31 protein-coding genes are annotated in these 26,508 nt (G+C 65.2%); 9 read left to right on the forward strand and 22 right to left on the reverse strand.

Annotated features, from left to right (window positions below; translation table 11 throughout):
- Positions 1 to 4: 4 nt before the first annotated feature.
- From K3148_RS05010 to K3148_RS05025, 4 genes are all read right to left on the reverse strand, one after another.
- On the reverse strand, positions 5 to 1,198 hold the full coding sequence (locus tag K3148_RS05010; RefSeq protein WP_221426216.1) for an efflux RND transporter periplasmic adaptor subunit: 1,194 nt from the start codon (positions 1,196 to 1,198) through the stop codon (positions 5 to 7).
- Positions 1,199 to 1,445: 247 nt separating this feature from the next.
- The gene (locus K3148_RS05015; RefSeq protein WP_221426217.1) at positions 1,446 to 1,712 is read right to left on the reverse strand and encodes a GlsB/YeaQ/YmgE family stress response membrane protein; all 267 of its coding nucleotides are present in this window, start codon (positions 1,710 to 1,712) and stop codon (positions 1,446 to 1,448) included.
- A 145-nt stretch (positions 1,713 to 1,857) separates the two neighbouring features.
- Positions 1,858 to 2,157: a CtrA inhibitor SciP gene (gene sciP, locus K3148_RS05020; RefSeq protein ID WP_221426218.1), complete on the reverse strand. Its 300-nt coding sequence runs from the start codon at positions 2,155 to 2,157 to the stop codon at positions 1,858 to 1,860.
- Entirely contained in the window at positions 2,158 to 2,556 is a 399-nt protein-coding gene (locus K3148_RS05025; protein ID WP_221426219.1) for a hypothetical protein, read from the reverse strand.
- On the opposite strand from K3148_RS05025, the gene mnmA reads away from it, so the two are divergent.
- Entirely contained in the window at positions 2,555 to 3,718 is a 1,164-nt protein-coding gene (mnmA, locus tag K3148_RS05030; RefSeq protein WP_221426220.1) for a tRNA 2-thiouridine(34) synthase MnmA, read from the forward strand. The two genes, K3148_RS05025 and mnmA, sit on opposite strands and share 2 nt — an antisense overlap.
- Here mnmA and K3148_RS05035 read toward each other — a convergent pair.
- Positions 3,715 to 4,053 carry a hypothetical protein gene (locus K3148_RS05035; protein WP_247711645.1) on the reverse strand — a complete coding sequence of 113 codons (339 nt, stop codon included), beginning with the start codon at positions 4,051 to 4,053 and terminating at the stop codon, positions 3,715 to 3,717. The two genes, mnmA and K3148_RS05035, sit on opposite strands and share 4 nt — an antisense overlap.
- Before the next feature lie 37 nt (positions 4,054 to 4,090).
- On the opposite strand from K3148_RS05035, the gene K3148_RS05040 reads away from it, so the two are divergent.
- On the forward strand, positions 4,091 to 5,224 hold the full coding sequence (locus tag K3148_RS05040; RefSeq protein WP_221426221.1) for a serine hydrolase domain-containing protein: 1,134 nt from the start codon (positions 4,091 to 4,093) through the stop codon (positions 5,222 to 5,224).
- On the opposite strand, the gene K3148_RS05045 is transcribed toward K3148_RS05040, so the two are convergent.
- Genes K3148_RS05045 through pdxH form a run of 3 tightly spaced genes read right to left on the reverse strand, consistent with a single transcriptional unit; the run spans position 5,209 to position 7,558 of the window.
- Positions 5,209 to 6,003, reverse strand: a complete 795-nt coding sequence (locus K3148_RS05045; protein WP_221426222.1) for a PhzF family phenazine biosynthesis protein — start codon at positions 6,001 to 6,003, stop codon at positions 5,209 to 5,211. The two genes, K3148_RS05040 and K3148_RS05045, sit on opposite strands and share 16 nt — an antisense overlap.
- The gene (locus K3148_RS05050; protein WP_221426223.1) at positions 6,000 to 6,938 is read right to left on the reverse strand and encodes a cation diffusion facilitator family transporter; all 939 of its coding nucleotides are present in this window, start codon (positions 6,936 to 6,938) and stop codon (positions 6,000 to 6,002) included. Before K3148_RS05050 ends, K3148_RS05045 begins: the two co-directional genes overlap by 4 nt.
- The gene (gene pdxH, locus K3148_RS05055; protein ID WP_221426224.1) at positions 6,935 to 7,558 is read right to left on the reverse strand and encodes a pyridoxamine 5'-phosphate oxidase; all 624 of its coding nucleotides are present in this window, start codon (positions 7,556 to 7,558) and stop codon (positions 6,935 to 6,937) included. Before pdxH ends, K3148_RS05050 begins: the two co-directional genes overlap by 4 nt.
- A gap of 225 nt (positions 7,559 to 7,783) precedes the next feature.
- On the opposite strand from pdxH, the gene K3148_RS05060 reads away from it, so the two are divergent.
- The 4 genes from K3148_RS05060 (at position 7,784) to K3148_RS05075 (ending at position 11,608) form a co-directional block, all read left to right on the forward strand.
- Complete coding sequence (locus K3148_RS05060; protein ID WP_221426225.1) at positions 7,784 to 8,764, forward strand: DnaJ C-terminal domain-containing protein; 981 nt, start codon at positions 7,784 to 7,786, stop codon at positions 8,762 to 8,764.
- 138 nt (positions 8,765 to 8,902) lie between these two features.
- A complete protein-coding gene (locus K3148_RS05065) occupies positions 8,903 to 9,796 on the forward strand; it encodes a YihY/virulence factor BrkB family protein (protein WP_221426226.1) in 894 nt (297 codons plus the stop codon).
- The gene (gene fabI, locus K3148_RS05070) at positions 9,793 to 10,602 is read left to right on the forward strand and encodes an enoyl-ACP reductase FabI (protein ID WP_221426227.1); all 810 of its coding nucleotides are present in this window, start codon (positions 9,793 to 9,795) and stop codon (positions 10,600 to 10,602) included. Before K3148_RS05065 ends, fabI begins: the two co-directional genes overlap by 4 nt.
- Before the next feature lie 7 nt (positions 10,603 to 10,609).
- On the forward strand, positions 10,610 to 11,608 hold the full coding sequence (locus K3148_RS05075; protein WP_221426228.1) for an NAD-dependent epimerase/dehydratase family protein: 999 nt from the start codon (positions 10,610 to 10,612) through the stop codon (positions 11,606 to 11,608).
- A gap of 3 nt (positions 11,609 to 11,611) precedes the next feature.
- Here the strand turns inward: K3148_RS05075 and K3148_RS05080 are convergent, their stop codons facing one another.
- From K3148_RS05080 to K3148_RS05125, 10 genes are all read right to left on the reverse strand, one after another.
- A complete protein-coding gene (locus K3148_RS05080) occupies positions 11,612 to 11,893 on the reverse strand; it encodes a hypothetical protein (RefSeq protein WP_221426229.1) in 282 nt (93 codons plus the stop codon).
- Between the two features lie 86 nt (positions 11,894 to 11,979).
- Entirely contained in the window at positions 11,980 to 13,107 is a 1,128-nt protein-coding gene (gene wecB / locus K3148_RS05085; protein ID WP_221426230.1) for a non-hydrolyzing UDP-N-acetylglucosamine 2-epimerase, read from the reverse strand.
- A 41-nt stretch (positions 13,108 to 13,148) separates the two neighbouring features.
- Complete coding sequence (locus tag K3148_RS05090) at positions 13,149 to 13,751, reverse strand: hypothetical protein (protein WP_221426231.1); 603 nt, start codon at positions 13,749 to 13,751, stop codon at positions 13,149 to 13,151.
- Positions 13,752 to 13,839: 88 nt separating this feature from the next.
- A complete protein-coding gene (locus tag K3148_RS05095) occupies positions 13,840 to 14,382 on the reverse strand; it encodes a demethoxyubiquinone hydroxylase family protein (RefSeq protein WP_221426232.1) in 543 nt (180 codons plus the stop codon).
- Positions 14,379 to 14,864, reverse strand: coding sequence for a disulfide bond formation protein B (locus K3148_RS05100; RefSeq protein WP_221426233.1), 486 nt, complete (start codon positions 14,862 to 14,864; stop codon positions 14,379 to 14,381). The genes K3148_RS05095 and K3148_RS05100 overlap by 4 nt, the downstream gene beginning before the upstream one ends.
- A 16-nt stretch (positions 14,865 to 14,880) precedes the next feature.
- Positions 14,881 to 16,221 (reverse strand): S41 family peptidase, encoded by a 1,341-nt coding sequence (locus tag K3148_RS05105; RefSeq protein ID WP_221426234.1) that lies wholly within the window; start codon positions 16,219 to 16,221, stop codon positions 14,881 to 14,883.
- 116 nt (positions 16,222 to 16,337) lie between these two features.
- Positions 16,338 to 17,558 carry a murein hydrolase activator EnvC family protein gene (locus tag K3148_RS05110; RefSeq protein ID WP_221426235.1) on the reverse strand — a complete coding sequence of 407 codons (1,221 nt, stop codon included), beginning with the start codon at positions 17,556 to 17,558 and terminating at the stop codon, positions 16,338 to 16,340.
- A 21-nt stretch (positions 17,559 to 17,579) separates the two neighbouring features.
- A complete protein-coding gene (locus tag K3148_RS05115) occupies positions 17,580 to 18,002 on the reverse strand; it encodes a 23S rRNA (pseudouridine(1915)-N(3))-methyltransferase RlmH (protein WP_221426236.1) in 423 nt (140 codons plus the stop codon).
- Positions 18,003 to 18,136: 134 nt separating this feature from the next.
- Positions 18,137 to 18,496 carry a ribosome silencing factor gene (gene rsfS, locus K3148_RS05120; protein WP_006832883.1) on the reverse strand — a complete coding sequence of 120 codons (360 nt, stop codon included), beginning with the start codon at positions 18,494 to 18,496 and terminating at the stop codon, positions 18,137 to 18,139.
- A gap of 132 nt (positions 18,497 to 18,628) precedes the next feature.
- Entirely contained in the window at positions 18,629 to 19,291 is a 663-nt protein-coding gene (locus K3148_RS05125; protein ID WP_221426238.1) for a nicotinate-nucleotide adenylyltransferase, read from the reverse strand.
- 271 nt (positions 19,292 to 19,562) lie between these two features.
- On the opposite strand from K3148_RS05125, the gene K3148_RS05130 reads away from it, so the two are divergent.
- Together K3148_RS05130 and K3148_RS05135 are read left to right on the forward strand one after the other, a co-directional pair.
- Positions 19,563 to 20,720, forward strand: a complete 1,158-nt coding sequence (locus K3148_RS05130; RefSeq protein WP_221426239.1) for a peptidoglycan DD-metalloendopeptidase family protein — start codon at positions 19,563 to 19,565, stop codon at positions 20,718 to 20,720.
- A 19-nt stretch (positions 20,721 to 20,739) separates the two neighbouring features.
- Positions 20,740 to 21,129 carry a bactofilin family protein gene (locus tag K3148_RS05135; protein ID WP_221426240.1) on the forward strand — a complete coding sequence of 130 codons (390 nt, stop codon included), beginning with the start codon at positions 20,740 to 20,742 and terminating at the stop codon, positions 21,127 to 21,129.
- Between the two features lie 78 nt (positions 21,130 to 21,207).
- On the opposite strand, the gene K3148_RS05140 is transcribed toward K3148_RS05135, so the two are convergent.
- Positions 21,208 to 22,875 carry a long-chain-fatty-acid--CoA ligase gene (locus tag K3148_RS05140; protein WP_221426241.1) on the reverse strand — a complete coding sequence of 556 codons (1,668 nt, stop codon included), beginning with the start codon at positions 22,873 to 22,875 and terminating at the stop codon, positions 21,208 to 21,210.
- Positions 22,876 to 22,970: 95 nt separating this feature from the next.
- Positions 22,971 to 23,693 carry a DUF1013 domain-containing protein gene (locus K3148_RS05145; RefSeq protein ID WP_221426242.1) on the reverse strand — a complete coding sequence of 241 codons (723 nt, stop codon included), beginning with the start codon at positions 23,691 to 23,693 and terminating at the stop codon, positions 22,971 to 22,973.
- A gap of 170 nt (positions 23,694 to 23,863) precedes the next feature.
- Between K3148_RS05145 and K3148_RS05150 the strand changes: the two genes are divergently transcribed.
- The gene (locus tag K3148_RS05150) at positions 23,864 to 24,511 is read left to right on the forward strand and encodes a hypothetical protein (RefSeq protein ID WP_221426243.1); all 648 of its coding nucleotides are present in this window, start codon (positions 23,864 to 23,866) and stop codon (positions 24,509 to 24,511) included.
- 9 nt (positions 24,512 to 24,520) lie between these two features.
- Here the strand turns inward: K3148_RS05150 and K3148_RS05155 are convergent, their stop codons facing one another.
- Positions 24,521 to 25,597, reverse strand: a complete 1,077-nt coding sequence (locus K3148_RS05155) for a glycosyltransferase family 4 protein (RefSeq protein WP_247711646.1) — start codon at positions 25,595 to 25,597, stop codon at positions 24,521 to 24,523.
- Positions 25,594 to 26,481, reverse strand: coding sequence for a UDP-2,3-diacylglucosamine diphosphatase (locus tag K3148_RS05160; RefSeq protein WP_221426244.1), 888 nt, complete (start codon positions 26,479 to 26,481; stop codon positions 25,594 to 25,596). Before K3148_RS05160 ends, K3148_RS05155 begins: the two co-directional genes overlap by 4 nt.
- Positions 26,482 to 26,508: the final 27 nt, after the last annotated feature.

Genomic DNA, 26,508 nt, shown 5'->3' on the forward strand with positions numbered 1-26,508 from the left:
CCCGTCACTTGCCCAGCGGGCGCGGGTTGACCGTTTCGCCTTCGGTGAGGAAGCCGCCGGCCTGCAGCACGATCTTCTCCGTGCCGTTGATACCGCTCTGGATGACGATGCCTTCGCTGGTCACGATGCCCGTTTCTACTGCTACGCGCTGCGCCTTGTTTTCCGAGTCGATCACGTAAACGAAGCTGCCCTTCTCGTCCGAGAGGACGGCGCTTTCCGGAAGGAGCGGCGCGGTCGTCGTGCCGCTCAGGATGCGCGCGGTGGCAAAACCACCCGGGCGCAGTGCGGGATCGTAGGACAGGGCAATGCGCGCCGTGCCCTGACGGGTGCGGTTGTCAATCGTGGGGGCGACCTGCCAAACTTGGCCACTAAAACTTTCGCTGGAACCCACCGGCGTGACTTCGGCGGAAACGCCGGCACGCAGGCGCGCCAATTCTTCCTCGCCCACCTGCGCTAGCATTTCGAGTTCGCCGCCGCGCGCAATGCGGAACAGCGGGCCGGAGCCTGCCGACACGGTTGCACCAATTTCGACATTGCGCTCGAGCACGAGGCCAGCCGAAGGCGCGACGATGTTGAGGCGAGCGTTGCGGGCCTGCAGCTCACCGACCTGCGCGCGAGCGACCTGCACACGGGCCACGGCGGCATCGCGCGTCGCAGTGAGACGGTCGACATCGGCTTTCGAGACGAAGCCACGCTCCACCAGCTGGAGGGCGCGGTCGAGATTCGACTGGGCAAGATTGGCGTCGGCTTGGGCAACCTGCACCTGCGCGGAAGCGGCGCGAGCCTGCTGCGTCTGGACCGAACGATCGATCACGGCGAGAACCTGGCCCTGGCGGACCCAGTCACCGGCATCGACCGGCACGGAAACGACACGCCCGCCTTCGCCGACCACACCGACAGGCGCTTCACGGCGCGCGGCGAGTACGCCGGTGGCGATAACCTGGCCTTCAACCGTCGTGCGGCCCGGCGAGATCACAGTGATCGCCGGAGCCTGCGAGCCGCGATCAGCCTCTTCCTCTTCTGCACCGGCGGTGAGCAGGACGTAGGCGGCGGCAATGGCCGCGAGCAGGAGGATTGCGCCGATGATGATGGCGCGGCGGCGCCGGGTAAGTGCCGACCCCCGCTCGGGCGGATCGTAGTCCAGATGCACGCTGCTGGCTTCGCCCCCGGAAGCCTTGATTTCGGACTCATACGTCATTGTTCTTGCCCCATCCGGCGCCAAAATTCTATTCAAGCGGTGTATTAGTCGACTAAATCACAAACCGCAAGTCCACGTTTTCCGAGGTATAACAGGATGGAAAATTCGGCAATCTTGCACTCGACCGGAGTAGTAAGCGGAAGGACGAATAGCGTCGATCCGAGGTTTTCAGGTCATGAGCGAAAAGAAAAGGGCGGCCCGGATAGACCGGACCGCCCTCAATTCTCTGCGAAAGTTCGCGCCGGATTTACCGGACGCGGCCACGCTGGACGAGATTGGCGATGCCGAGCAGCACGATGGCGCCGACGATCGCGATAATGAAGCCGGTGAGGTTGAAGGACTGAATCGTGCCTTCGATACCCAGAAGCGTGCCGGCAAGGAAATTGCCGATCAGCGCGCCGATGATGCCGACGATGATGTTCCAGAAGATGCCCATCGAGGCATCGCGATTCATGACCAGGCTTGCGAGCCAGCCGGCGACACCGCCGACGATAATTGCGATAATCCAACCCATTGCAAATCCTCCTGTTTCTCTCCCGTCCGACCCTGTATCAGCCCAACGTCGGGCAGGATCGGCGGTTCCCCTTGTCTGCATGGGGACAGAAAAGGAGCGGATTCAGGAGGTTTTGGTTCCCGCGAGGATGCGGAAAGGCGCGCGCCTAGTACTTGAACTGGCGTTCGTAGAGATCGCGATAGTGCTGGATTCGCGTCACGCGCAGCCCCTGCATGCCCGACCGGTCGACGGCGCGCTGCCAGGAAGCGAATTCCTCCAGCGTCAGGCCGTAACGTTCCAGCACCTCGTCGATCGTCAGCAGCCCGCCGTTCACGGCAGCCACGACTTCGGCCTTCCGGCGCACCACCCAACGTTTCGTCGAGGGAGACGGCAAATCCTCAAGGGTCAGCGGCTCGCCAAGCGGGCCGATTACCTGTGCAGGGCGGATGTCCTGATTTTCGATCATCTATTTCTCTCGGTCGCCTTGCACCGCACCAGTTGCGGCTCGGCCCTGACCTAGCGCCTCGCCTTTGCCATGCGCTAAAGCAGTGTGGTTAACAGCCCGTTTACTTTCCTCGCCGTTTTCGCGGCGGACATCGCCAAAGGCTTCGAATCCCCCGGGTTCCCCCCGTGCAAGCTCCTCGCGCAATTCGCGAGTCGCCGAGAGCTTCGCCACCAGTTCCGTCCAGCGAAACTGGTGCAGACCCGTGCTTTCGCGCGCGTCTTCGAGCGTTTTCTTGTTGATGTGCCCCTCAAACATGCTGCCGTGATAGGACGACATGGTAAAAGACCTGTGAATCATCGTCTGCCGCGCAAATCCGGTAATACTGGCGAGCGCGGCCAAGCTTGTGTACAGGGCCGCCATGCCCGAATCCCGTCTTCTCGAACCGGCGCTTGCCGCCGGATTGTTCGACCTTGAAAAGCCCGCGTCCGAAAGCCGGATCGTGGTCGCCATGTCGGGCGGCGTCGATTCCTCTGTCGTCGCGGCGCTGGCGGCCAAGAGCGGTGCCGAGGTAATCGGCATCACGCTGCAGCTTTACGATTATGGCGCGGCGACGGGCCGCAAGGGCGCCTGCTGCGCGGGCGACGATATCGCCGATGCGCGCGCCGTGGCCGACCGGCTGGGAATCGCGCATTACGTTTCCGACCATGAGAGCGCCTTTCGCGAGGACGTGGTCGAGACCTTCGCCGACGAATATCTCGCCGGGCGCACGCCGGTGCCCTGCATCCGCTGCAACATGGGGCCCAAGTTCACCGACCTGTTCGCCATGGCGCGCGAGCTGGGGGCGGACTGCCTTGCGACCGGCCATTACGTCCAGCGGCTGATGGGGCCGGCCGGCCCCGAGCTGCACCGCGCGACCGATCCGGCGCGCGACCAGTCCTATTTCCTCTACGCGACGACCGAGGACCAGCTCGATTTCCTGCGCTTCCCGCTGGGCGGCCTGCCCAAGGCGCAGGTACGCGAACTGGCCGAAGCCGCCGGCCTGCGCAACGCGGCCAAGCCCGACAGCCAGGACATCTGCTTCGTGCCTGACGGCGATTACGCCAAGATCGTCAAGAAAATGCGCCCCGAAGGCGCAGCGCCCGGCGCAATCGTCCACGCGGCCACGGGCGAGGAGTTGGGGACGCACAAGGGTGTAATCCATTATACCGTCGGTCAGCGCCGCGGTCTCGAAATCGGGGGGCAGCCCGAACCGCTCTATGTCGTCGGCATCGACGCAGGCGAGGCGCAGGTGAAAGTCGGCCCCAAGCGCATGCTGGCCGTGTCCGCGGCGCATCTTGTCGAGACGAACCGCATCGGGCCGCTTCCCGACGTTCCGCTCACCGCCAAGGTCCGCAGCCTTGCCAAGCCGGTCCCCATCACGCTCGACGGGCCGCTCGGCGAAGGCGCGCCCACCACCTTGCGCTTCGAGACGCCCGAATTCGGCGTGGCGCCGGGTCAGGCGGCGGTCATCTATGCCGGAGACCGGGTGCTCGGCGGCGGCTGGATCGATTCCACCACGCGCTGCGACGGGCATACCGCCTAGCCTTCCCACTTCCTGAGCACGCAGCCGTAACCTTCGCGATAGCTCGCCGTATCGGAGGCGACGAAGGGGATCGAGGCGGTCACGCTCTTGGTCGTCTCGTTGTCGCTCAGCGAGACGAGTTCCATGCCTTCCAGCTTGTCCTTCGCGCAATCCTCGAGACTGCGGCCCGCGACGAAGCGGCACGAGCACCCGACCCGCGCCGCATAGGCCGTGCCCGCCTCGCCGGTGCGCGTAAGCTCCTCTCCGCGCAAGAGCCAGGCAGCGCCCAGCCCCAGCACCACGAGCAGCGCCAGCCAGAACCACCAGCTGGACAGGAGAGAACGTTTTTTGGCCATTGCGCGGGTCATTTCCTCATGCGAGTGACGCGAGGGTATGTTCACTCGGTCGCGCCCTCTTATCGCCCTTGCCCTTGCCATGACAAGCCTTGCCGCGTGCGGTTCGCCCGGCCCTGCCGAAGCGCCCGAACTAAGCGAGGAAGCGCTCTCCGCCGTCACCAAGGACGCTGGCGCACCGGCCAAGGCGCTGGCGCGCGAGGTGGACGATCTCTTCACCATGGATGGCCTTGGCGAAACACGCGCGCTGATCGTGATGAAGGACGGCAAGATTGCGGCCGAGCGTTACGCCGATGGGTATGACCAGGACACGCGCTTCGTCAGCTGGTCGATGGCCAAGACGGTCACCGCGCTGCTGATCGGCCAGCTGGTGGGCGACGGCCTGCTCCGCCTCGACCAGCCTGCCCCGGTCCCGCGCTGGCAGCGCAGCGGCGATCCTCGCGCCGACATCACCTTGCGCCACCTCCTCCAGATGCGCAGCGGGCTCGAGCACACCGAGGCCGGCCCCGTGCCCTACGAGAGCAGCGAAGTGCGGATGCTCTTCCTCGACGGGCGCGACGACATGGCCGATTATGCCACCGCGCAGCCGCCCGAAGCCGAGCCGGGCGAGCGGTTCGAATACTCCTCCAACACCACGGTCATTCTCGCCGACATCGCCGCGCGGGCGCTGAGCGATGCCGACCATCCCGAAGCCCGCCGCCGCGCGGTGAGCGACTATCTCTCCGCCCGGCTGTTCGAGCCGCTGGGCGCGACCTCGATGGTCCCCGAATTCGACCGCGCTGGCACGCTGGTCGGCGGCAGCCTGATGCACGCCACTGCGCGCGACTGGGCGAGGCTCGGCGAACTGATGCGCCGCAAGGGTTCGCATCACGGCGAACAGCTGGTGCCGCGCAGCTGGGTCGAGGCGATGGTCACGCCCAGCCCCAAGTCGCCGCAGTACGGACTGCAGACCTGGCTCAACCGCCCGACGGGCGAAGCCGAGCACCCGCTGTTCCCCGACCGCGCGCCGCAATCGGCGTTCTCGATGATCGGCCACATGGGGCAATATGTCTTTGTCTCGCCCGAACAGGGGCTGACGGTGGTGCGCCTCGGCCATTCGAACCGCGAAGAGCGGATGGCCATGCTCCAGCAGCTCGCCGATGTGGTCGAGCTCTATCCCTACGAGGGCAGGTAGAAGCTTCCCTCCACTACGGTGACGCACTGGCCGCCCAGCACGGCCGTGTCGCCATCCTTGCGGCACTGCGCATAGCCGCCGCGCTGCGAGGCCTGGAAGGCGCTGAAGCTCTCCCGCTCCAGCTTGGCGGTCCAGAAATGCGTGAGGCAGGCGTGCGCCGAGCCGGTAAAGCTGTCCTCGTCCACTCCGCCGCCGGGCACGAAGACGCGGCTGACGACATCGGTGTTCTGGCCGAAGGCGGTGCAGATGAACTGGTCGTTCCCGAGCGCCTTCAGGCCTTTAAGGTCCGGGTCCAGCCCAAGCACCTCAGCCTCGCTGCCGTAATAGTAGATGCCGTAGCCATCGGGGTTGAGCCAGACTTCCTTCGGTTTCGCACCCAGCAGGGCCACTGCCTCGTCCCATTCGCCCCTTTCAGTCGGGATGAGCGGGAGGGCGAGTTCGTAGCCGGCCTCGCTCCGGCGCACTTCGAGGACGCCTGCCTGCCGCGTGCGGAAGGTCACCGCCTCGCCGCCGTCGCGGGTGAGGAGGACATGCCCGGAAGCCAGCGTCGCATGGCCGCACAGGCGCACCTCTTCGGTCGGAGTGAACCAGCGCAGTTCGTAATCAGCCTCGCCGCTCGCGTCCTTCACGAGGAAGGCGGTTTCGGCGAAGTTGTTCTCTTCCGCGATGGCCAGCAGCGTCGCATCGTCGAGCCAGGCCTCGAGCGGCATCACCGCCGCCTGGTTGCCGGTGAAAGGCCGCGAGGCGAAGGCATCGACATGGGTATAGGGCAGTTTCATCGCTCGTCCTGTTCCAGCTTGGCGAATTCGTCTTCCTCGACCAGCGGGTTGTCGGGCTCGTCGACATGGCCTTCGGGGTCGATGTGGATCAACAGCTCCATATGCGGGAAGCGCTTGCACAGATCCTCTTCCACCCGCTCGATGATGTCATGCGCTTGCTCCACGGTCATCGCGCCGGGCAGGTCGACATGGAACTGCACAAAGTCGCGGTTGCCGCTGGTGCGGGTGCGCAAATCGTGGAGGTTGGAGAGCTCCGGATGGCGCGCCGCGGCTTCGACGAAGGCGAGCCGCTTTTCCTCCGGCCATTCGCGGTCCATCAGGTCGTCCACAGCATCGCGCGCGGCGGTGAACGCCCCCCAGCCGAGCCAGGCCGCAATCGCAAGGCCGAACAGCGGGTCGGCCAGGCCGAAGCCAAGGAACTGGTCGAGTACCAGCGCCGCGATGACGGCGAGGTTGAGGAAGAGGTCCGACTTGTAATGCAAGTGATCGGTCTGGATCGCGAGGCTGCGTGTCCGGTTCATCACATATCGCTGCCAACCGAGCAGCGCGAAGGTGAGCGCGATGGCAATGACCGAAACCGCGATGCCCTCCTCCGCGGCGGCGGTCTGCCCGCCCTCCACCAGTTGGGTGATGGCGCGCACCGCGATGCCAAAGGCGGAAAGCGCGATCAGCATGACCTGGAAGATCGCCGCCAGCGCTTCGGCCTTGCCGTGGCCGAAGCGGTGATCCTCGTCGGCGGGCATGGAGGCGATCCACACGCCAGTGAGCGTGGCGATCGAAGCAATCAGGTCGAGCGCAGAATCGGCCAGGCTGCCGAGCATGGCGGTCGAACCGGTCTTCCAGCTTGCCCATGCTTTCAGGGCAACGAGGATCACCGCCACCGAGATCGAGGCGATGGCCGCCGAACGGGCGAGGCGGGCGCGATTGTCGGTCATGGGTAGAGCAGCGTGTTGGACCACGCCTCGCCCGGCCCTTCGCGGGTGAAGCGGCGGCGGTCATGTAGGCGGAATTCACGGTCGGACCAGAACTCGATGGCCGTCGGGGTGAGCAGGAAGCCGGTCCAGTGCTGGGGACGCGGAATGTCGCCTTCGGGATAGCGCTCCTCCAGCGCGGCCACACGGTCAAGATAGACCTGCCGGTTCGGCAAGGGCCGCGACTGGTCGCTGGCCGCCGAGCCAATCTGCGAGACGCGCGGGCGCGAATGGAAGTAGGCGTCCGCCTGCTCGCTCGACACTTCGGCCAGCGGGCCTTCGATGCGGATCTGGCGGCGCAAGCTCTTCCAGTGGAACAGCAGGCTGGCCTGCATATTGGCCCGGATCTCCTCGCCCTTGCGGCTTTCGGCGTTGGTGTAGAAGACGAACCCGCCGCCCTCGCCCCAGTGGCTGCCATGTCCTTTCAGCAGCACCATGCGCACCGACGGCCGCCCCTCGGGCGTCGCGGTGGCCAGCGCCATGGCGTTGGGATCGTTCGGCTCCGCTTCCTTCGCTTCGGCGAACCAAGCTTCGAACAGCGTGAAGGGGTCGGTGACGGGAATTGCGCTTTCGGTCTCGTTCATCGGGCCATCCTACAGCTTGGAGCACATGGAGCACGGTCCTGCGGGAAAAAGCGCCAGGCGCTGATTTCGCCCGTCAAATGCGGAACTTCTGCGGTTTGCGGACGGTTGGAGAGGCACATGATGCGCACCCCTAGCCCCCTTGCAAAAAGTAGGAAAGGCCGATCGGGCCGGTGCTCGCCCGCGCCCCACTTGCGCGCTGCCACCGTCGCAACTAGCTAACACACCATGGCAGACCCCTATTCCACCCTCGGCGTCACGCGCAGCGCAGACGAAAAGGCGATCAAGAGCGCCTATCGCAAGCTCGCCAAGGAACTGCATCCGGACCGCAACAAGGACAATCCCAAGGCGGCGGAGAAGTTTTCCGACGTCACCAAGGCCTATGACCTCCTGTCCGACAAGGACAAGCGCGCCCAGTTCGACCGCGGCGAGATCGACATGGAAGGCAATCCGACCAACCCCTTCGGCGGCATGGGCGGCGGCGGCTTTAATGGTGGCGGCTTCGGCGGCACGCGCGGAGCCGGCGGCCAGCGCGGCTTCCGGGCAGAGGACTTCGAGGGCTTCGGAAACGAGAACGTCGACCTCGGAGATATATTCGAAGGCCTCTTCGGCGGCGGCCGTGGCGGCGCGCGTGGGCGGGCCGGCGGTATGGGCGGCGATCCTTTCGGCGGCCGGCGGCCCCCGCCGCAGAAAGGCGCGGACATTGCGTATAACCTGCGGGTCGCCTTCACCGATGCCGCCACGCTGAAGGACCAGCGGATCACGCTGGCCGACGGCAAGACGATCGACCTGAAACTGCCCAAGGGCCTCGAGGACGGCACCCAGATGCGCCTCAAGGGTAAGGGGCAGCAGGGCCCCGGCGGCGCGGGCGACGGTCTCGTCACCATCAAGATCGACCGGCACAAGCTCTTCACGCGCGACGGTTTCGACGTGCGTTTCGACCTGCCGATCACGCTCGACGAGGCGGTGAACGGCGGCAAGGTCCGTGTGCCCACCGTCGATGGTCCGGTGATGATGAGCATCAAACCGGGCACCAATGGCGGGACCGTGCTGCGCCTCAAGGGTAAGGGGTTCACCAAGAAGGACGGCAGCCGCGGCGACCAGCTGGTGACGCTGGAAATCCAGCTCCCGAAAGACCTCGGCGAACTTGCCAAGCGGCTCGATGGGTGGAAGGACGAGAGCGACCCGCGAGCCGACCTCGGAGCCTAAGGACTGTCCGCCGCCCACCTTCCCCCGCCCAAAGAGCGCGAAGTCCATTCGCTCTCGCCCGAGGCGCGCCGCAAGGAAGCGCATCACCTGCGCGGGCGGATCAAGCACCACGTCGGCCCCGGAACGCGCGCGTGGGAAGTGGCCAAGCGCACGCTGGTCGGCACCTATAACGACGGTTTCATCCACGCCGGCAATCTCGCCTATCTGGCGATGCTGGCGATCTTCCCCTTCTTCATCCTCGGCGCGGCGATCTTTTCCGCCATCGGCGAGGAAAGCGAGCGCGCGGCGACGATCAACGCCGTGCTCTATGCCCTGCCCCCCGTGGTCGGGAATGTCATCGAGCCGGTCGCGCGCGACGTGGTGCAGGCGCGCAGCGGATGGCTGCTGTGGGCAGGCGCGCTGATCGCGCTGTGGACCGTCGGCAGCCTTGTCGAGACCATCCGCGACATCCTGCGCCGCGCCTATGGCACCGAGGCGACCAAGGCCTTCTGGAAGTACCGCCTGTTCTCGACGGGCGTGATCCTGGGCGCGGTGCTGCTGTTGATGCTGAGCCTGATGGCGCAATTCGTGATCGGCACGGCGCAACAGGTGATCGAGGCCTATTTCCCGCAGCTGGTCGACCGGCTGCTCGAACTGCAATTGTCGCGCATCGTGCCCGCCTTCGGCCTGTTCGGGTCGCTCTACCTCATCTTCTACACGCTGACCCCGTCGAAATACCGTCGTCGCCGCTATCCCAAATGGCCGGGCGTCCTGCTGACGACCTTGTGGTGGATCGCCGTCACGACGATCATGCCGGCGGTGCTAAGCCGCTTCTTCACCTACGATCTCACCTATGGCGGGCTGGCAGGCGTGATGATCGCGCTGTTCTTTTTCTGGCTTGTCGGCCTCGGTGTCGTTATCGGCGCGGAACTGAACGCTGCCTTGGCGGAAACTCCGGAAGAGGAGATGAACACCATCGGGCAGGAAGACGATCGGCGAAGGGCGCAGCTCGCCAAGGAAATGCTGGAAGAACTGGAAGGAACAGAGGAATGAGCGGTCTGATGAAGGGCAAGCGCGGCCTCATCATGGGGTTGGCCAACGACAAGTCGCTGGCCTGGGGCATTGCCAAGCAGCTGCACGAGCAGGGCGCCGAAATGGCGTTCTCCTATCAGGGCGATGCGCTCAAGAAGCGCGTCATCCCGCTCGCCGAGCAGCTGGGCAGCGATTTCACCATTGAATGCGACGTGTCGAACATGGAGGCGCTCGACCGCGCCTTCGACACGCTGAAAGAGCGCTGGGACACAATCGATTTCGTAGTCCACGCCATCGGCTTTTCCGACAAGAACGAATTGCGCGGAAAGTATCTCGACACCAGCCTCGACAACTTCCTCGTGACGATGAACATCTCGGCCTATTCGCTGGTCGCCGTGGCCAAGCGTGCGCGCGGGATGATGCCCAATGGCGGCTCGATCCTGACGCTGACCTATTACGGCGCGGAAAAGGTCATGCCGCATTATAACGTGATGGGCGTGGCCAAGGCGGCGCTGGAAACCTCGGTCCAGTATCTCGCCAACGATCTCGGCCCCGAAGGCATCCGCGTGAACGCCATCAGCGCCGGACCCATCAAGACGCTAGCCGCCAGCGGCATTGGTGATTTCCGCTACATCCTGAAGTGGAACGAGCTGAATTCGCCCCTGCGCCGCAATGTTACCATCGACGATGTGGGCGGCTCGGGCCTCTATTTCCTCTCCGACCTGTCCTCCGGCGTGACTGGCGAGACGCATCACGTCGATGCGGGCTATCACATCGTCGGCATGAAGCAGGAAGACGCGCCCGACATCGCGCTCGACAAGGGCTGACAGCTTCATGCGGATCCTCGTCACCGGGGCGGCGGGCTTTATCGGCGCGGCCGTCGCCGAGCGGCTTTGCGTGCGCGGCGACGAGGTGCTGGGGATCGACAGCGTCAACGACTATTACCAGGTCTCGCTGAAGCGCGACCGCGTGGCCCATGTCGAAGGCAGCGCCGGTGGGCGTTTTGCATTCAAGCAGGTCGATTTCGCCGATTGGTCCGCGCTGAGCGCAGCGCTGGAAGGCGAGAGCTTCGACCGCATCGTCCATGTCGGCGCGCAGGCCGGCGTGCGCTACAGCCTCGAAAACCCGCGCGCCTATGTCGAGGCGAACCTGATGGGGCACCTGAATCTCCTCGAGGTCGCCCGTGCGCGCGGTAGCTCGCACATGGTCTATGCGAGCTCGTCCTCGGTTTATGGCGGCAACGAAAAGCTGCCCTTCGCGGTGGAGGACCGTGTCGACCATCCCGTCTCGCTCTACGCCGCGACCAAGCGCGCCGACGAACTGATGAGCGAGACCTACGCCCATCTCTACGGCATCCCGCTGACGGGCCTGCGCTTCTTCACCGTCTACGGCCCCTGGGGCCGCCCCGACATGGCCGCCTGGCTCTTCACCGAAGCGATCCTGAAGGGCGAGCCGATCAAGGTCTTCAACCAGGGCGAGATGTGGCGCGATTTCACCTATATCGACGACATCGTCGCGGGCGTTCTCGCTTGTGTCGACAACCCGCCCGCCGATGACGGCGCGCCCAAGGCCGGCGGCAGCACCAAAGTCCACGCGCTCTACAACATCGGCAACCACCGCAGCGAGAAACTCACCCGCGTGATCGAGCTGATCGAGGACGCCTGCGGCAGGAAGGCGGAGGTCCAACTGCTCCCCATGCAGCCGGGCGATGTCGCACGAACCTATGCCGATATCGACGCAATCCAGCGCGATCTTGGCTACCAGCCGACCACGCGGATTGAGGACGGCATCCCGAAATTCGTCGCGTGGTACCGCGAGTACCACGGAGTCTAGCTTTTAGACCCAGCCCAATATCAAGGTAACTGCGTAGACGAGAAGCGCCAGCAACAGGAAATACAGGAAGCTGCGCGGAATCAACTGGCGTTCGCGCGCGTCTTCGGGATGACCTTGTGCGAAGGTGAGCCTCTCAGTCGAACCAATATCGGCCCGACCCTGGAAAAACCGGTCCGCTTCGTACTCTTGCCCTTCGTACTCGAACCGATAGCGGGCGGTCGGACCTTCCCGGTAAAGGAAGCCCGTGTGGCGGACGTTCGCGACCACTTGCGCGTCGACTGCCACTATCGGCCGCGTCATCCGCCGGAAATCCACGCGCAATAACCGCCACAGCGCGTAGCTGACGAAGGCGAGAATGATGGATCCGGCGATCAGCGCTCGCTCTCCGCCAACAGGTCGCAAATACGCTGCGAGGACTTCCCGTCGCCGAACGGATTATGCGCGCGGGCCATTTCGGCATAGGCGGCCTCGTCGTCGAGCAGGCGGTCGGTTTCGCGCACGATGGTGTCGGCATCGGTGCCTACCAGCTTTGCCGTGCCCGCCTCCACGCCCTCGGGGCGTTCGGTGGTCTCGCGCATGACCAGCACCGGCTTGCCCAGCGCAGGCGCTTCTTCCTGCACCCCGCCGCTGTCGGTCAGCATGAGGTGGCTGATGTCGAGCAACCGCGCGAAATGCGGATAGTCGAGCGGCTCGATCAGCGCGACATTGTCCAGCCCCTCGAGCTCGGCGTTCATGACCGCGCGCACATTGGGGTTCATATGGACGGGGAAGATAACCGCAACGTCATCGCGCGATGCAATCCGTTTAACCGCATTGGCAATATTCTGAATACCGTCGCCGAAATTCTCGCGCCGGTGACTGGTCATGCCGATGATGCGCTTGCCCGCAAAGCGCTCCTCCAGAGCGGCAAGGCCTTGGGCAAGCGAAGGCTGCACCTCGATACGCTTCGTCACCCATTTCAGCGCGTCGATCACCGTGTTGCCGGTGACTTGGACAGTGGCCGGATCGACGTTCTCGGCCAGCAAAGCCTCAGCGCTGGTCTGCGTCGGCGCGCAATGAAGGCGGGCGAAGGTCCCCACCACCCGGCGATTCACTTCTTCGGGCCAGGGCTGGTAGATATCGCCGCTCCTGAGCCCCGCCTCGACGTGGCAGACCGGGATCTTGCGGTAATAGGCAGCGATCGCGCCAGCCATGACGGTGGTCGTATCCCCCTGCACCACCACCCAATCGGGCTTTTCTGCGTCCAGCACGGCTCCGATCCCGGTCAGCGCCCGCGCCGTCAGCGCGTCGAGCGTCTGGCCGTCGGTCATCAGGTCGAGATCGTGATGCGGCTCCACCCCCGCTATCGCGAGCACCTGGTCGAGCATCCCGCGATGCTGCGCGGAAACGCAGACGCGGCTCTCGAAGCGGTCGTCCGCGTCCAGCGCGTGGATCAAGGGAAAGAGCTTGATGGCTTCGGGGCGGGTCCCGAAAACGGTAAGGATGCGGGGTTTGCTCATCAGCCAGAGCTAGTCCTAAACCCCGAGGCTACAAAGAAAAATCAGTCGTCCGGATCGCCCGCGACGACCTCGGCCTCGGCGGGCGGGCCGACGTCGGGCAGCGCCTCTTCCTCGCCCGGCGTGGCAGCCGCGCGTTCGCGTTCGAGGCGTTCCATATATTCGCGCTCGATCATCTCGACTTCGGCCTGCGTGCGCTCGGCATCGGCGTCGATCGTCGACAAACGCTCGGCGCGCGCGGCTGCAATGACTTCGCTGAAGCGCACGTCGGAGGAATTTTCCTTGTCGGCATAGGCCTTGCGGATCATTTCCTGCGTGCAGCCGGTCATGCCGCCAGCCCCGGCGGGCGAGCAAGACAGCGTGCCGAAGGCGCCGACCATTTCGAGGCTTTCGACGCGGCTGGCCCAGCTCTGCGCCTGCGGACCGTCCGTAAAGCGCAGGCTTTCGGGGATGCGATAGCGTTCGCTTTCCGCCTGGCGCGCGCACACGACGATGGTGCCATCATCGCTCTGCGGGCATTCGTCATCGCCGTAGACGATGACCATGTTGTAACTGTCGTCACCGGTTTCGACCGGGGTCTGCGCGTGGGCGGGCGCGGCCAGCGCGGCGGCGCCGAGGGCGGTAAGGGCGAGCAGGGAACGGGTCATGACGAGGCCTTCGAATTGGGACGACGCTATCAAGCGCCTTGCCGGGTGAACTCTTGATGAAGCGAGCGAGAGCGGGTGGGTGTTCCCGTCAGATCCGCTCCGAAATCCGGATCGCGGCCTTGCAGCCCAGCCGAATGAGACCCGAAAGCAACGGATAGGCCGGCGCGCGCTCGGCTCCGGCGGCCAGCGCCGCGTCGCGATGCTCGCGCTCGTCTTCGCGAAATTCCTCGATCATCGCGGCGAGTTCTGGGTCTTCGTTGGTCGCCTCGAGCTGGTCGAGCTGGTCCGAATAATGCTTGTCGATTTCGGTTTCGACCGCCGCCGTGCAGGCCATCGCCGCTTCGGGACCGATCAGCGCCGTGGCGGCACCCAGCGCGAAGCCCGCCTTGTCCCAGAACGGCTGGAGCGCTGTGGGCCGAACGCCGCGGCGCGCCATCAGCGCATCGAACTTGGCGCGGTGCCCGGCTTCCTGTTCTGCCATGCCGGCAATTTCGGCCGAATCGGGCGCGCGGTCGCCCATGACGGCAAGCTGTCCGGCGTAGATGCGGGTCGCCCCGAATTCCCCCGCCTGGTCGACGCGGATCATGCGCGCGATGTGATCGGGCGTGGCGGTTTTGCGCGTCGTAGTCATGCCTTGGCGTCCTTGCGCAGGAGAGTGAAAATGAACAGCGCGGCCCCGGCGGAAATCAGGAAGTTGAACCCGGCAAGGCTAATGCCGAGCAGCGTCCAGGGCGCTTCGTCGCAGCGGACCACCGGAGCGTTCATGATCGCGTCGAGCGCGCTCTGCCCCTCGGTCGCCTGAGGAATCGCCGCGCAGGAAGTGACACCCTCCCAAAGGTCGTATTCGACCCCTGCGTGGAAGAAACCGATGAGGCCCGACGTCAGGATGCCGCCCGCGGCCAGCGCGACCCAGAGCCGCTTGGGTGCGGCAAAGAAGGAGAGCAGCGCGAAGGCCACCGCGGCAAAATGCGGATAGCGCTGCCACCAGCACATCTCACACGGATAGAGGTCGAAGCCGTATTGCGAGATATAGGCGCCGGCAAGCAGCAAGGCAGGCACGGCCAGCGCAATACGCTGGGCGAGGCGAAACTGCGGATTTTCTATCGTGCTCACGAAGCGAGCGCTAGCCTCACTTGCCGCGCGAGGCAACGGCGCTCGGGCTGGTGCGGCGCAGGGTCTCGAGCGCGTAATGCAGCTGGAAATCCTCGATGCCCTGCTCTTCGAGCTGCTCGGCGGTCAGCTGGAAGCGCGGATCCTCGCGCTCGTCGCTTTCGAGGTCCTCGTCCTTGATGCCCAGCTCGTTGATCAGATGGCCGCGCAAATCGCTCTCGCGCATAGTGAAGCGGCTGCGCTTGGCGAGGTCCGGGTCGGAGAGCTGCGGCACCTTGATGTCGGGCGTGATGCCGCCCTCCTGCACCGAATGGCCCGAGGGCGTGTAATAGCGCGCCGTGGTCAGCTTGAGCGCCGCATCCCGGCCCAGCGGGAGGAGCGACTGCACGCTGCCCTTGCCGAAGCTGCGCACGCCCATGACGACCGCGCGGCGGTGATCCTGCAACGCGCCGGCCACGATCTCGCTGGCGGAGGCGGAGCCGGCGTCGATCAGCACGACGATCGGCAGGCCCTCGGCAATGTCGCCGCGGAAGACTGTTTCGGCATCATAGGTAATCGATTCTCCCCGGGCGCGACCGCGCTGCGAAACGATCTGGCCCTTGGAAAGGAACAGATCGGACAGCGCCACCGCCTCGTCGAGCGAGCCACCCGGGTTCGAGCGCAGGTCGAGCACGAGGCCGGTAAGCCGGCCCGTCGCCTCGCCCTGAAGCGCCTTCCACGCGGCAAAGACGTCGCTGCCGACATCGCGCGAGAATTCGTTGACCATGATGTGGCCGATGTTGCCGTCCTGCAGTTCCCAGGTGACCGGCTCCAGTTCGATGACACCGCGCGTCACGTCGACTTCCAGCGGTTCTTCGGCGCCGGGGCGGAAGACGGTCAGCCGGATGGAGGTGCCCGCCTGTCCGCGCATGCGGGCGACAGCCTCGTCGAGCTCGAGACCGTAGATCAGTTCACCGTCGAGATGGGTTATGTAATCGCCTGCCTTGATCCCAGCCTTGTCCGCCGGGCTGCCGCGGAAGGGCGAGATTACCTTGACCGCGCCGTCTTCGCCGACGACCGAAAGGCCGAGGCCCGAGTAATTGCCGTCGATCATGGTTTCGAGGCGCTGGAGATCGCTGCCGTCGAGATAGGCGGAGTGCGGATCGAGCGCAGACAGCATCCCGCTGATCGCACCGTTGATCAGGACATCGTCCTCGACCGGCTCTACGTAACTCGCCTTAACCCGCTGGTAGACCGCGAAAAGCTTGGAAAATTCCGGACCGGCGCTGCCGTCCACGCGGGCCATGCCGGCGGTGGTAGCGGGCACGAGCGCGACGGCGGTGACGAGAGCGGCCGAACGAACGAGGGCGGCGAATTTCATAAGAGGCAGGACTCCAGGCTTTGCGCGAAGTCTATATCGCATCGCCAGTGAATGAAAGATGAGCCGAAAAGTGCCGCCTGCGCGATGGTTTTTCGACCGACCACTCCCAGCGTCTATCAGCGCAGGCGATCGAGCGGGTTCACGGGCGTGCCGCCGCGGCGCAATTCGAGGCCTATCGAAGGGTCGCTGCGCGGCGCGAGGCCAAGCGGAGAACCTGCGCCGACCTCCTGCCCCGTGCGCACGGAAATCGAGGCAAGACCGGTCAGGAGGCTCGTCCAACTACCTTCGTGTTCTATGATAACGATCCTGCCATAACCCTCGTACTCGCCTGCAAAGGCGATCCGTCCCGCTCCGGACGCAACAACCTGGGCGCCCGGGCGCGGCGCCATGACGATGCCGGGACGGCGCGATCCGCCGGCGATCTGTTCGCCGAAGCCTGCGCTCACGCGTCCGGTGACGGGGAGGATATATTCGTCGAGCCCTCCGCTGCTCGCGGCACGCCGTGCGGGAGGGGGCAACGGGGCGGCGCCCGGTTCGGCGGGGCGTGCAATGGGTCCGTCGAGTGCGGCCAGCCGCGTGCGGAGCGCAGCGTTCTGTTCGAACCCGCCGACCAGCTCGTCGAGGTCGCGCGCTTCCTCGGCCAGGGCGAGCGCACGGGCCGCTTCGCGATTCGCGCCGCCGGCCGCCTGCGCTGCGAGCACGCGCTCCCTTTCGGCGAGCGTCGCCATGTCGCGCCGGCGCTTTTCGAGCCGTGATTCGGCCGCGCGCCGTTCGCCGAGGGCGGCGCGGCGCTGGTTTTCGAGGTCGCGGGCGCGCGCCAGCTCGCCGCGCAGGCCTGCCGTGCGCTGGCGGACGACGGGAATCGCGCTGCCGAGCACGGCGCGGGTGTGGACGACGTCGCGGAGCGATCCGGGCTGGAGCGCGGCCAGCGCCAGCGGGCGGCGCGCCATGGTCTCGAGCGCGGCAGTCAGGCGGACGAGCGGCTCGCGGCGCTCGGCCAGGCGTCGGTCGAGGGCGCGCCTCTCGCGCGTGACCAGCGCCAATTCCGCCTGCGCGGCGGCGACGCCGGCTTCGGCCTGCTGCACGCGCGCGGCCAGAGCGGCTGCCTCGCTGAGCGCCTTGGCCTCCGCTTCCTTGGCACGCGCGGTTTCCTGTTCGAGATTTTCCGCGCGGCGACGAGCGTTGCGCTGCTGCTGGCGCGCGATGTCGAGCGCCTGCCGCGCGCTTTCGAGATCCGGCGCGGTTGAGGACGTTTGTGCGGTAAGCGGCGCAAGCCCCTGCCATCCGGCGAAAATCGCCAGGCTGGCGGCAAGCAGGTAGGCGGCGGCGCGGTTCATGACGTCACAGGCTGTGCCCGATTATCCGCTACGATGGTAGGGGTGTCCGGCAATGATCGTCGTCGCACGGTAAAGCTGCTCGGCAAGCATGGCGCGGGCAAGGAGGTGCGGCCACGTCGCCTTGCCGAAGGCGAGCAACAGGTCCGCATCGCGCCGCTCCTCCTCCGAATGGCCATCGGCCGCCCCCAGCACGAAGCGACATTCGCGCATGCCGGCATCGCGCCAGCGTTCGAGGATTTCGGCGAGTTTTTCGGAAGGGAGATCCTTGCCCCGCTCGTCGAGCAGGACGGTCTTGTACGGCGTCTGCGGATCGGGAATGCGTCCGCCCGTTTCGGGCAGCTCGGTAAACTTCACCGGCCAGGTCAACCGCTTCTCATACCGCGCAACGAGTTCGGCCTCGGGAGACCGTGCGATTTTCCCTCGCGCGATGACATGGAGAAGCAAAGACAGACCTCACGAAACGCACGAGTTCTAGGTCACGGCAGTCAGAGGGCGACCGCCCGCCCGCAGGCGCTCGACGCTGCAAGCGTCGAATTTGCGCCGAGGATGCTCGCGCGGAGGCGCGAGCGAAAAACAAATTACGCCGTGCCGGCCACGGGCGGCGCATCGCCGAAGGCCCACATGCGCTCCAGATTGTAGAAGCTGCGGACTTCGGGGCGGAACAGGTGAACGACGATGTCGCCCGCGTCGAGCAGCACCCAGTCGGCCGCCGGAAGCCCTTCGAGCTTCACCGGGCCATAGCCGTTCTGCTTGAGCTTTTCGGCGAGTTTCTGCGCGATCGAGGCCACTTGGCGCGTCGAACGGCCCGAGGCGATCACCATGTAATCGGCGATCGAGCTCTTGCCGGCGAGATCGATGGTCACGACCTCCTGCGCCTGGTCGTCGTCGAGCTGTTTGAGCACGAAGTCGAGCAGTTCCTGCTTGTCGGCGTCAGTCATGCGAATAACCTTCGCATTCGTGGTCCCGGAGGCAGCCGGGTCTGTATGCGCCTGAGTCATAGGCGTTTGTCTTGCTCCTGAGTTGGTAGGCCCTCGAGATAGGGTGCGTCATGGAAAGAACAACGCGATTCCTCACGTGGTCGTTTCCTCCCTTGCGGGAATAAGACGGTGTGTAACCTGGTCTCGCGGGGAAAAACCGGCGTGGCGCGATGCCCAGTCGGGGTCGGCGCGGCGGATGGCCGTGGCCGAACGCGGGTCGGGATCGAAACGCAATGTCACCAGTGCCGGTGCGCTCCATTCGCCCCCATTTCGAAAACTGGACAAAGGCCGCTGGAAGCGTCTGAGCCAGGCCATCGCGGGGCTTGCGACAGCTTCAGCATCATAGCCGGGCCGCGCGATCACCGCAATCGGCATCCTGCGGGCGATCCCCCGCCAATCGCGCCAGAGGTGGAATTGCGCGAGGTTGTCCGCCCCCATCAGCCAGACGAAGCGGCGCTTGGGAAAGCGGTTGGTGATCGCGCGGAGAGTGTCGACCGTATAGCGCGTGCCGAGCTCGCGCTCGATCGCGGTGACGCGGATCGGGGCCCTTTTCGCCTGCGCCGTAGCGGCCGCGACTCGCGCAGCCAGCGGCGCCATGCCCTTTTTCGGCTTGAGCGGGTTTCCGGGCGACACCAGCCACCAGACCTCGTCGAGCCCCAGCGCCTCCTTCGCGAACAGCGAGACACGCCGGTGCCCGCCATGCGCCGGATTGAAACTGCCGCCGAGCAGGCCGATTCTCGGGCCGGTCCGACTCACGGGTGGGCGTACATCGGCAGCGTCTTCATTCCCCCCACCTAACAGGGTGCTTGCGCCCTGTCAGCGCATGAGAACGTTCACGATTCGCGAGGCCATGGTTAACGAGTTTGAAACTTTTTGAGCCTGCGATTTGTCGAAAATTCTTCAACGATGAAACGCTTCGTCCCGTCGATTACTCAACTCGTGGATTCTACGGGAACCCGGATTCGATTTTATTAGGATTCTCGCATACCACCGGTCTCAGGGATAAAAGACCAAGGGACGGGTCGTTTTGGACAACACACAAGCCAAGCTCGGCTGGGTAAGCCGTATCAACAGCTGGTTTCCGGATCGCGAATTTTTCATGCGTTCGGAAGGCCAGGTTCGATTCATCACCATCTCCTCGCGAGTGCAGAAGGCTGCGGCCGGTACGGCTGTTTTCGTCGCGCTCGTCTGGGCGGTGTCGCTGGCGATTGCCGGCTGGGCGCAGTACAGCGCCAGCGCCGACCGCGCGAGCCTGCTGAGCCGCGAAGCCAAGGTGGCCACCTCCGAAGAACGTCTTGCCGCTTACGGTGACAATCTCGAAGCGGTCAGCAGCGACCTCGATCGCCGCATGGAATTCATCGAAGGTGTCGCCGAATTGCTGCCCGCCGACATGAAGGTCGACACGCGCATCAGCGATTCCTCGGGCGAAGCCGCCGCCACGGTCGAAAAAGTCAGCGCCGCTTTCCCTCAGGCCGCCGAACTCGCCCGCATCGAAGCCCGCCAGCTGGCCGTCGTCGAAGGGCTGACCCGCTACGCCGACTGGCGCGCCCAGCGCGCCGCCGATGCGCTCAAGAAGCTCGAAATCAATCCCGACGCCGTCGTGCGTCGCAGCGAACGCCAGGCGATGGGTGGTCCGCTCGAAGGCCTTTCCACCGACGCCAACGGCACGATCGACCCGCGTTTTGAGCGTCTCGGCCTTTCGATGGCCCGCATGAGCGCGCTCGAGCAGGCGCTGGAAGGCGTGCCCCAGTTCGCTCCGGCCAACGGCATCATCACCTCGAAGTTCGGTTATCGCCGCGATCCGTTCAACCGCCGCGCCGCCATGCACAACGGCCTCGATTTCCGCGGCGCCACCGGCGCCCCGATCTACGCCGCCGCCAAGGGCCGCGTCACCTTCGTCGGCCGCAAGGGCGGTTACGGAAACACGGTCGAGATCACGCATGGCAACGGCCTCATGACCCGCTACGCCCACATGTCGGCTTTCCGCACCAAGGTCGGCGAAACGGTGCAGCCGGGCGAGGTCATCGGTGCTATCGGCAGCACCGGACGTTCGAGCGGCCCGCACCTCCACTTCGAGGTTCGCAGCAACGGACGGCCTCTCAACCCCCGCACCTTCCTGGAGACAGCCCCCAATGTTCTCGAAGAAATCCGCCGAGCCCCAGAGCTCGCCCACGCCGCCCACTAATCCAGGACGCACTTCCTCCATGGCTTCCAAGAACAGCTCCACTTTCTCGGTCCTCGGTTCGGACCTCGCCATCAAGGGCGACATCAAGGCCTCGGCCGACCTTCACATCGACGGCAGTGTCGAAGGCGACATCGCCTGCACCAGCCTCGTGCAGGGCGAAACCAGCAAGGTCACCGGCGCGGTGGAAGCGGAAACCGCCCGCCTTGCCGGCACGGTCGACGGGTCGATCACCGCGCGCGAGCTGGTGATCCTCAAGACCGCCCGCATCACCGGCGACGTGTTTTACGACGCGCTGACCATCGAGCAGGGTGCGCAGGTCGAAGGCCGCTTTGCCCATCGCAACCCGAAGAAGACGGCCGCCGCCGCGCCCAAGGGCGACGCGAAGCCGGAGCTTCAGCTCGCGAACTGATTTCCTCCGTTTGGAGAGGATGAAGGCCGTCCCTGCCAGAGAGCAGGGGCGGCCTTCTCCATATTTGCGTTCGGAAAACTAGATGCCGAGTTCGGCGCGCAGGGCCTTGCGGTCGAGCTTGCCGACAAGCGTCTTCGGCAGTTCCTCGCGGATCACGATGCTTTCGACCCGCTCGTGCTTGCCGACGCGGGCGTTGAGCCATTCGCAAAGGTCCTCCGCCGTCGCGTTTTCGTCGTTGAGCGTCACATAGGCCCGCGGGCGCTCGCCGAGGTATTCATCGGGTACGCCGATCACGAGGACCTCTTTGACTGCGTCGTTTTCGAGCAATACGTCCTCGACCTGGCTCGGGAAGACCTTGAAGCCGCCGACGGCAATCATGTCCTTGATGCGGTCGACGATCTCGAGAAAGCCGTCCTCGTCCATCACTGCGACATCGCCTGTGCGCAGGTAGCGCTTGCCGTCGCGTTCCACGAAGGTGTCGTTGCCTGTCTCGGGCTTGTTCCAGTAGCCGCGCATGATCTGCGGGCCGTGGACCGCGAGTTCGCCCGGCTCGCCTTCAGGGGCGAGCTTTTCGGGATCTTCCTTGTCGAGTAAAATCACTTCCGTACCCATGACCAGCTGGCCGATCGTGCCCTTCTTGCGCACACCCTCATAGGGATTGGCCGAGACCACGCCCGAACTTTCGGTCAGGCCATAGCCTTCGACCACGCGCACGCCGGTCACCGCCTCGAACTTGTCGTGCACGGGCGCGGGCATGGGCGCACCACCCGAAATGCAGACCTTGAGCGAGGAAAGATCGGTCTTGGCGAGCTTGGGATGGTCGAGCAGCGCCTGGAACATCGTCGGCACGCCCGGGAAACCGGTGGCCTTGTACCTGGCAATGGTGTCTAGCACCTGTCCTGCATCGAAGCGCGGCACCATGGCGATCGAGCCGCCGGTGACCATCGCGTGATTGAGCAGGGCGGTGTTGGCGAAGACATGGAAAAAGGGCAGCGCGCCCATGAAGATTTCGTTCGATGGATCGCCGAAGGGATTGAGCCCCGCGGTCTGCTGCGCGTTCATGGCCAGCTGGGAATGGCCGAGCATGGCGCCCTTGGGTCGGCCCGTGGTGCCGCCGGTGTACTGCAGCAGCGCGATGTCCTGGGCCGCATCAATGGGCGGGAAGCTGGTCTTGGCCGGATCGCCAAGCATATCGCCGAAACCGACAATAGTGTTCGAATAGGCGACCTTGGCCACCTTGCTCCGCCCCAGCGTCTTGAGCGCCAACCCCTTGTACCACGGCAGCATGTCGGCCAGCGAGCCGACGACCAGCGTCTCCAGCTCCGAACACTCGAGCACGCTCGCGGCGGTGGCGTAGAGTTCGGGCACGTCGAGCGAGACCAGCAGGCGCGTGCCCGAATCGGCGACCTGCCAGGCCAGCTCCTCCACCGTGTAAAGCGGCGAGAAATTCACCACGATGGCGCCGGCCATCATCGCCCCGTAATAGGCCGAGGCATAGATCGGGACATTGGGCAGGAACAGCCCCACCCTGTCGCCCGGCTTGATGCCCCGCGCGATCAGCCCCGCGGCGAATTGCTGCGCCTCGCGATGCATCTCGGCGTAGGTGTAGCTGCGGCCGAGGAAATGGAGAAAGGGCTTGTTCGAATACTTCGCCACCGTCTGCTCGAGCAGCTCGGGCAGGCTCGCCAGCTGGAACTGCGCGTCCCACCTCGTGGGATGGTGATAGGTGTAGCTATTTACATCCATGTCAGTAGCATGGCGCAACTGCATTCAAACGCAAGCAAAAAGGGCGGGAAAAGCTGCTGCCCTTCCCGCCCTTCCTGTAATTTATCAGCCACGGATCAGGCTTCGCCCGCGCCCTCTTCGGCTTCGGCGGCCCGCTTGGCGGTGAGCCATGCCTCGGCCTCGGCTTCCTGCGCGGCTTCGGCAGCAGCCTTTTCGTTGGCGTCACGCTCGGCGCGCAGTTCCTCGATCAGCTTCTCGCGATCGCTCGCGCCGCTGGGGGCGGCAGGCACTTCCGCGCCTTCTTCGGGAGCCGGCAGGTTCTTGGCCGCCTTGGCCACCACGGCGTCGAGCTCGCGCTGCGAGCACAGGCCGAGCGTCACTGGATCCTTGGGCTGGATGTTCTGGATGTTCCAGTGGCTGCGCTCGCGGATCGCGGTGATCGTGTTGCGCGTGGTGCCGATAAGCTTGGAGATCTGCGCGTCCGACACTTCCGGATGGCTCCGCAGCAGCCAGGCGATGCCGTCGGGCTTGTCCTGACGCTTGGAAACCGGCGTGTAGCGCGGACCCTTGGTGCGGCTGACCGCGACCGGCGCGCGCTGCATCTTGAGGCGGTATTCGGGGTCCTGCTGGCCCTTCTCGATCTCTTCCTGCGTCAGCTCGCCGGAATGGAGCGGGTCGCGGCCCGTGTACTTGCTGCCCGCGAGATCGTCCGCCATGGCCTGCACTTCGAGGATATGAAGACCGCAGAATTCCGCGATCTGTTCGAAGGAAAGCCCGGTGTTGTCGACCAGCCAGGTGGCGGTCGCGTGCGGCATCAGCGGGGTGGGTTGGTCGGCCATGGAATATGCCTTCTCGAATGTCTCAAAATAGAAGGGCCGCCCCTCGCGGAGCGGCCATTGCCCGGCTCATGTAGGCGAGAGCGGCGGATTCGGCAAGCGAATGCGGCGCGCAAGACTTGCTTAACGCAGCGCTGGTAAATGGCGTGGTGAACAAATGGGGGTTTGTGATCATGCGTAACTGGGTCGTTTCTCTTGCCGCGCTGGCGCTTGCCGGGTGCGGCTCGTCCAATTCCACCGACTTCACGCTGGATGTTTCGGGCAACGCTTCGGCGATGAAGCAGAACCTCGCCGTGATGCACGACCAGACCCTCTCGCTGCCCGGCGTGCTGGCAGCGACGATGACATCGGACGCCGAAGGCCTGACCTTCACCATTCCCGCCGCCGATGGCTACGACCCGGCGGAAATCCGCATGGACTTCACCCAGCAGGGCCCCTCGACCCAGATCGCGGTCGCCGTGGATGTGCCACAAGTCGACATGGGCGCCGCGCAATATCTCAGCGAGGAAAAGGTCGAGGCGGAACTGAAGAAGAACCTCCTCGCCTGGAAAGAGCAGTGGCGCATGACGGGCGATGCGGCGAGCACCAAGGAGCTGCAGCTGACCCTCGCGCTGGTCGCACTGGCGGCGCAGCAGGTCGATCCGGCAAAGGCCTATATGGGCGGTTTCGACGGCTTCGACTTCGGCGCGATGGAAAGCGAAGCGGCCGGCTGGGGCGAGGACAACGAACTTCCCGAGCGCGACTACCCCGCTGATGACGGCGGATGGGGTGCGGATGCAAGCGGGGACGGAGACGATGGCGGCTGGGGCGCCGGAGCCTGAGGCTCTCTCTTAGACCGGCAGCGGCTCGGGATCGAGCGCGGCGAGGCCTGACAGGAACTGCTCCGTCGCCGCTTCCCAGCTGAAGCGCGCGCCGTATTCGGCGCAGGCCCGGCGGTCGCAATAGAGCGCCGCGTCGATCGCCCGGTCGAGATCCTCCGACAGCGCGCCCACCTCGTCGGTCACGATATCGCGCGGCCCCGCTACGGGATAGGCGGCCACGGGCGTGCCGCAGGCCAGCGCCTCGATCATGACGAGGCCGAAGGTGTCGGTCCGGCTGGGGAAAACGAAGACGTCCGCCCCGGCGTAGCACCCGGCCAGCTCGGCGCCCGACTTGCGGCCCAGGAACAGGGCCTCGGGATATTTACGCTTCAGCGCCTCGAGCGCCGGGCCATCGCCCACCACCACCTTGCTGCCGGGATGGCTGGCCTCGAGGAACGCCTCGATATTCTTCTCGACCGACACGCGCCCCACATAAAGCTGGATGGGCTTGGGCAGGTCGGCGTATTCGCTCGGAGGCGGGGCGACGGGATCGAAACAGGCGAGATCCACACCGCGCGTCCAGTGATGCAGTTTGCCCAGCCCGTGGGTGCGCAATTCCTCGCGAATGCTTTCGGTCGCTACCAGCACTCGGCGCGCAGGCGCATGGAACCACTCGATATAGCGCCAGAACCACGCGGCCGGCAGGTGGGTCCTCCGGGCAAGGTATTCGGGGAATTGCGTGTGATAGGCGGTGGTGAACGGCGTGCCGCTGCGGGCGCAATAGCGCCGTGCCGCCACACCCAGCGGACCTTCCGTGGCAATGTGGATCGCGGAAGGGCCGAAGTCTCGCAGCTTGCGGGAAATCGCGCCCGGTGGACTGATCGCCAGGCGGATTTCCGGATAGGTCGGGCACGGCAGCGAAGTGAACTGGTCGGGCGAGACCACCAGCAGTTCGTGCCCCTGCTCGCGCAGGATTTCGCATGTTGTCGTGAGCGTACGAACCACACCGTTCATCTGCGGCAGCCAGGCGTCGGTCACGATGGCGACCCGCTGCTTCTCCTCCGAGCGGATACGCGGGGCGGGCATGCCGTCCTTGAGCAATTTCATGCCGCTGCCAGATTTTTGGCAGCCAGCCGCGCCTCGCGCGCCGCGACTTCCTCGGGCCAGTGGAGCAGTTCCATCGTGCCGTCGAAATGTTCGACCAGCGCGTTGCATCCCTCGACCCAGTCGCCGTCGTTGTAATAGGCGATCTGGCGTCCTTCATGCTCGAAATCGCGGATTTCGGCGGTGTGGATGTGGCCGCAGACGACGCCGTCGACTCCGCGTTCGCCGGCGACGCGGGCGACGACTTCTTCGTATTTCGAGATGAACTCGACCGCATTCTTGACCTTGTGCTTGGCCGCCTTGCTGATCGACCAGTAGGGCAGGCCGAAAAGCTTGCGCACGCTCGCGACCCAGCCGTTGAGCTTCATCATCATGTGGTAAAGCGCGTCGCCCACGAAGGCGAGCCAGCGATGGGCGAGCATGATCGTGTCGAATTCGTCGCCGTGGAGCACCATCAGGCGGCGGCCGTCCGCGGTGTCGTGGAAGGCGGCGCGGCGGATCTCGACCCCGCCGAAATCCATGCCCGAGAAGGGGCGCACCATCTCGTCGTGATTGCCGGGAATGTAGACGATCCGCGTGCCGCGCTTGGCGCGCTTGAGGATACGCCAGACGATGTCGTTATGCTCGGGCGGCCAGTAGAACTTCTTCTTCAGGCGCCAGCCGTCGATGATGTCGCCCACAAGGTACATCGTCTCGCTGTCGGTATGGTCGAGGAAGTCGATCAGCAGCTCGGCGTTGCAGCCCTTGGTGCCGAGATGGACGTCGCTGATCCAGATTGTGCGATACTTGCGTCGCTCGCCCACGGTGCGCTCGGGCACGCTGGGTCCGACGGGCGGAAACCCCGCGACATTGGTGAAGTCGGACAGGTTTCGCGGCAGTTCGGTCATGCTTCATCCCCCGAAGCTGTATTGGGG

This window comes from Qipengyuania aurantiaca (assembly GCF_019711375.1).
GTDB classification, from domain to species: Bacteria; Pseudomonadota; Alphaproteobacteria; order Sphingomonadales; family Sphingomonadaceae; genus Qipengyuania; species Qipengyuania aurantiaca.